The organism is Staphylococcus sp. HMSC035D11, from assembly GCF_001836075.1.
GTDB classification, from domain to species: Bacteria; Bacillota; Bacilli; order Staphylococcales; family Staphylococcaceae; genus Staphylococcus; species Staphylococcus hominis.
On sequence record NZ_KV827280.1, the window covers coordinates 1 to 4,849 of the forward strand.

At 29.0% G+C, this 4,849-nt stretch carries 4 protein-coding genes; 3 read left to right on the top strand and 1 reads right to left on the bottom strand.

Features of this window, described 5'->3' with window-relative positions; translation table 11 throughout:
• Window positions 1–2,376, top strand: a 2,376-nt coding sequence (locus HMPREF2647_RS09170) for a DUF1542 domain-containing protein (RefSeq protein WP_070859981.1), incomplete at its 5' end; no start/stop codon positions are given.
• A gap of 90 nt (window positions 2,377–2,466) precedes the next feature.
• Here HMPREF2647_RS09170 and HMPREF2647_RS09175 read toward each other — a convergent pair.
• Entirely contained in the window at window positions 2,467–3,462 is a 996-nt protein-coding gene (locus tag HMPREF2647_RS09175) for an acrylyl-CoA reductase family protein (RefSeq protein ID WP_070859982.1), read from the bottom strand.
• Window positions 3,463–3,780: 318 nt separating this feature from the next.
• Between HMPREF2647_RS09175 and efeO the strand changes: the two genes are divergently transcribed.
• Both efeO and HMPREF2647_RS09185 read left to right on the top strand, forming a co-directional pair.
• Window positions 3,781–4,635: an iron uptake system protein EfeO gene (efeO, locus tag HMPREF2647_RS09180; RefSeq protein WP_048680382.1), complete on the top strand. Its 855-nt coding sequence runs from the start codon at window positions 3,781–3,783 to the stop codon at window positions 4,633–4,635.
• The coding region (locus HMPREF2647_RS09185) for a twin-arginine translocation signal domain-containing protein (protein WP_141756760.1) at window positions 4,632–4,849 on the top strand (218 nt) is incomplete at its 3' end. The genes efeO and HMPREF2647_RS09185, both read left to right, overlap by 4 nt.

Below are 4,849 nucleotides of genomic sequence, written 5' to 3' on the forward strand. Positions count from 1 at the left end.
AATCATGTAGGTGTTACCGAAGGTAAACAACCGGCGAGCGTGACTGCATATAATAATGAAATGGCTAAAATTCATGATGAACTGGAAGCAGCGAAAACAGAAGCAGATAGAGTGATTCATGATGACAATGCGACACCAGCACAAGTAACAGCGGCTATCGCAAAAATTGACGCGGTACAACCTAAGTTAGATAATGCCATTAGTTTACTTCACGACAAAGAAAACAACAGTGAATTAGTGAAAGCAAAAGCGAAATTAGATGCAGCGACTAGCGAGGAAGATCCAACGCCAGGAATGACGCCAGCAACAGCAGATAATTATAGAGCGAAAAAAGCAGAAGCAGAACAAGTCAGCAGAGACGCACAAAAAGTGATTGAAAATGACGATGCAACATCTGGGGAAATTGCGCAAGCAATAGCTAAAGTAAATGAAGCTACAGTTGCATTAAAACAAGCTAAACATGATTTAATTCCAGACAAAACTTTATTGAATAATGCTAAAAACAATTTAGAAACAAGCATTAATCAGGTGCCTGAAACTAAAAATATGACTAGTGATTCTGTTGAAAATTATAGAAATAAATTAAGTCAAGCAAAAGATACATTAGCTAATGCACAAAAAGTTATTGATAACCTAACTTCAACAGTTGATGAAATTCATAAAACTATCGAAAATGTGAAACGTGCTAAAGATGAACTTGAACAAGCTAAACATGACTTAATATTAGATTATGATGCTGTCATTAAAAAAATTAAACAACAAACTGATTTAACAGAATCACAGAAGGATAAATTAATAGAAAAGACAAAAGCTTCTACAACTTCTGATGAATTAGAAAATATTAAACATAATACTAATTTATTAAATGATGCGATGAAACAATTAAAAGAAAACATCGCTGAAAAAGATAAAATCAAAGCAAGTATTAATTATACTGATGGAGATAAAGATAAAAAAGATACCTATGATGATGCTTTAAAAGAAGCTGAAAAACTAATTAATGATGCAAAAAATCCTATTATTGATCCTAGCGTGATAAATCAACTTAAAGATAAGATAATTGATGCTAAAAATAATTTAAATGGTGCAGAAAAATTACAAAATGCTAGAAATAATGTTAAACACATATTGGAAAACTTAGAACATTTGAACAATGCACAAAAAGATGCGTTTAACAATATGGTAGATAATGAAAATTCACGTGATAATTTAGATATAATTATTAATAAAGCTAAAGAAGTGGATAAAGCTATGAAACATTTAATTGATGAAATAGCTGATAATTTAGATATCAAGCATTCTGTTAATTATTCAGAAGCTTCACCAGATAAAAAATCCGCTTACGATGAACTTATTAAAAAAGCTGAAGACTTAATAAATAAAGGTATTGGTACAAATGCATCACTTGAAGAAATTAATAAATTAATTCAAGATATTAAAAAAGCAAAATATGATTTAGATGGAAAACATCAAGTTGAATTAGCTAAACAAAAAGCTTTAGTAGAGTTAGAAAATGAAGTTAACCGATTGAAAGATGAAATTGACAACAATCCTAACCTTTCTAAAGAAGATAAAGAAAAACTTAAATCTAAATTAGAGCGTCTTCTTGAAAATGCAAAAGGTCAGATTAATAATGCAACTACATTAACAGACCTTAATAAGATTAAAAATAATACTCAAAAAGAAATCGATAAATTAAAAGCATTAATTGATGCTAAAACTTTGGCTAAACAAGAAATTATTGATTTTGCTAATAAAAAACATCAAGAAATTCTAAATAATTCTAACTTAACTGATGCTCAGAAACAAAAAGTGGTAGCTGAAATAGATAAAACTTTACAAAAAGTGCTTGAAAACATTGATAACGCCAATGACATCAATGAAATTAACCGTAAACTTAAAGAGGGCAAAGATAATATAGCGAAAATTGTTGCAAAAGAAATTACTAATGCGTTAATAGATAATAAAATTAAAGAAATTAAAGCACGCAAAGATTTAACAGATGAACAAAAAGCTAAATTAATTGATTATCTTGAAAAACTTAGACGTGATACGTTAAAAGAAATTGATAAATCACATATTGATGATATCGGTTCAATTATCCAACAATTAATGGACAAATTGAATATGCTTGATATTGATAAAATTGAAAACATCTTAAGTCATAACAATAAAGACAATAATCAAAATCAATCAAATATTGACGGTATTCAATCTAATAACAGTCATTTATCTAAATCACATAGATTACCTGATACTGGTTCAGAAAGTACATCTATTCAATTAGAGATTGAATTAATGACACTATTAGTTGGTCTAGGATTAGTATTAAAAAATCGTAGAAAAAAACAAAAAAATAACAAGAATAAAAGATAAAAAAGATATAACTTAGTATCTTTAAAAATAAAGAGCAGGAAACCACTATAAACTGGGTTTCTTGCTCTTTTTTTATTAAATAAATATGAACTATGCTTCAAAATCTATAATAATTCTTCCAGCGTTTTCATGATTAAGTACTGTCTCAATAGAATGTTTTAAATCTTTAAAAGCAATTGTATTTTTAATTTCATGTAATTTATTAGATTTTAAATCAGTTGCTAATCTTCTCCATACACGTTGACGTAATTTCATTGGTGTCATAACTGAATCAAGTCCAACGACGCTTACACCGCGAAGAATAAATGGAAATACTGAAGTTTCAAAGTGGTTACCTCCAGTCATACCAATTAATGCAATACCGCCACCATTTGTTAGATGCTTTGCTATATAAGGTGTTCCAGGACCACCGCAAGGATCAATAGCAGCTTGCCAAGTTCTTTTTCCTAATATTTCATTACTATCTTCAGAAATACGATCGATAACTTCTCTTGCTCCTAATTCTTTTAATTTATTTGTAGCTTTTTTATTTCCAGTACTTGCTACAACTTTATAACCAAGTTCATTTAACATCATTACAGCTAAAGACCCAACACCACCAGAAGCGCCACGTACAAGTACTTTATCGCCTTCAAGTGTCATAAAGTTTGCTTTTTCTAATTTTTCTATTGCTAAACCAGCTGTGTAACCAGCAGTCCCATAAATCATCGCTTCTTCAAGTGTTAGATTTTCAGGACATTTAACAATCCAATCTGATTTAACACGGGCATACTCACTAAATCCACCGTAATGATTGACGCCTAAATCATAGCCAGTAATAATAACTTCTTCACCTTTTTCGATTGTAGGGTCATCAGATTCTACGACTGTACCTGCCAAATCAATTCCAGGAACCATTGGATATGATTTAAGTACACCGCTATCTTTAACAGTGGCTAAGGCATCTTTATAATTAATACCAGAATATTGAACTTTTATTAAAACTTCACCTTCAGGTAAATCATTGATTGATAAATCTTTGAAATCACTTGTGACAGTGCCATCATTATCTTTTTCAACCATAAACGCTTTGAAATTTACACTCATAAAATCGTACTCCTTAAAAATAAAAAATTAGATGTTAATTGCATATCCTAAATAACCATACCACATTTTAAATGAGTCATTAAGTTAAAAAGTTTATATAAATTAAATATAAAATAGTCTGTATTTTGATAAAAAATAATTATATTGACAGTAAAACAGCATAAATATATAATTTTATTGATAATGATTATCACTTGATAATAATCATGTTGATAGAGATATAAAACTGCAATTTTAAAATTTAGATGTAGAGAATATACATTTTAAAATATTTAACATCAAAAGATAATCACTAAATTTTAATGAGGTGAATTTATTATGAAGAAATTACCAACTATTTTACTAACATCATCACTACTATTAACAGCTTGTGGTCATAATAATCACGATAATGCTAATGAGAAAACTTCAAAAAAATCTACAAATGAGAATAAAGTAGCATTACAGAAAGCAGCTAAAGAATATAGAAAATATACAAATGAACAGTTAGATCAGTTTTTAAAAGGAACTGAAGAATTTGTATCTGCAATAAAAGCAGATGATATTGAAAAAGCAAAATTTTTGTATCCTAAAGTACGCATGTATTATGAACGTTCTGAACCCGTAGCTGAAGCATTTGGCGATTTAGATCCTAAAATCGATGCCCGCCTAGCTGATATGAAAGAAGAGAAAAAAGAAGATAAGTGGACAGGGTATCATAAAATTGAAAAATCTCTTTATCAAGAAAATAAAATAGATGAAATGACTAAGAAGGATGCTGATCAATTACTAAAAGATGCTAAAGAATTAGATGCTAAAATAGATACATTAGATATTACACCTAAGTTAATGCTACAAGGATCAGTGGATTTATTAAATGAAGTATCTACATCAAAAATTACTGGAGAAGAAGAGATATACTCTCACACCGATTTATATGATTTTAAAGCAAATATCGAAGGTGCTCAAAAAATTTATGAATTATTTAAATCTGAATTAGAAAAGAAAGACAAAAAATTGAGTTCTACAATTATGGATAATTTTAATAAAGTGAATCAATTACTTAATAAATATAAAAATAATAATGGTTATAAAGATTATAGTGCAATAACTAAAGAAGATAGAAAAGCGTTATCAGATGCAGTTAACTCACTAGGAGAACCATTAAGTAAAATGGCTGTGATTACAGAATGAGTAATATAAATCATAAAAATCACCCTCAAATGACTAGACGTTCATTTTTAAAGTTACTAGGTATAGGAAGTGCTGGTGCTGTTATTGGAGCAAGTAGTGTAGGCAGTATCTTTTCGTTTAAATCTATGTTTGATACTCCTGAAAGTGAAGAAAACGATTCATATGAATTTTATGGACATATTCAAGCTGGTATTACTACACCAACTCAAAAAAA

What these genes read in the sequence shown, in the direction of transcription:
- HMPREF2647_RS09175 (WP_070859982.1), bottom strand. Translation starts at nt 3,462, where the DNA reads ATGAGTGTAAATTTCAAAGCGTTTATGGTTGAAAAAGATAATGATGGC.
- efeO (WP_048680382.1), top strand. Translation starts at nt 3,781, where the DNA reads ATGAAGAAATTACCAACTATTTTACTAACATCATCACTACTATTAACA.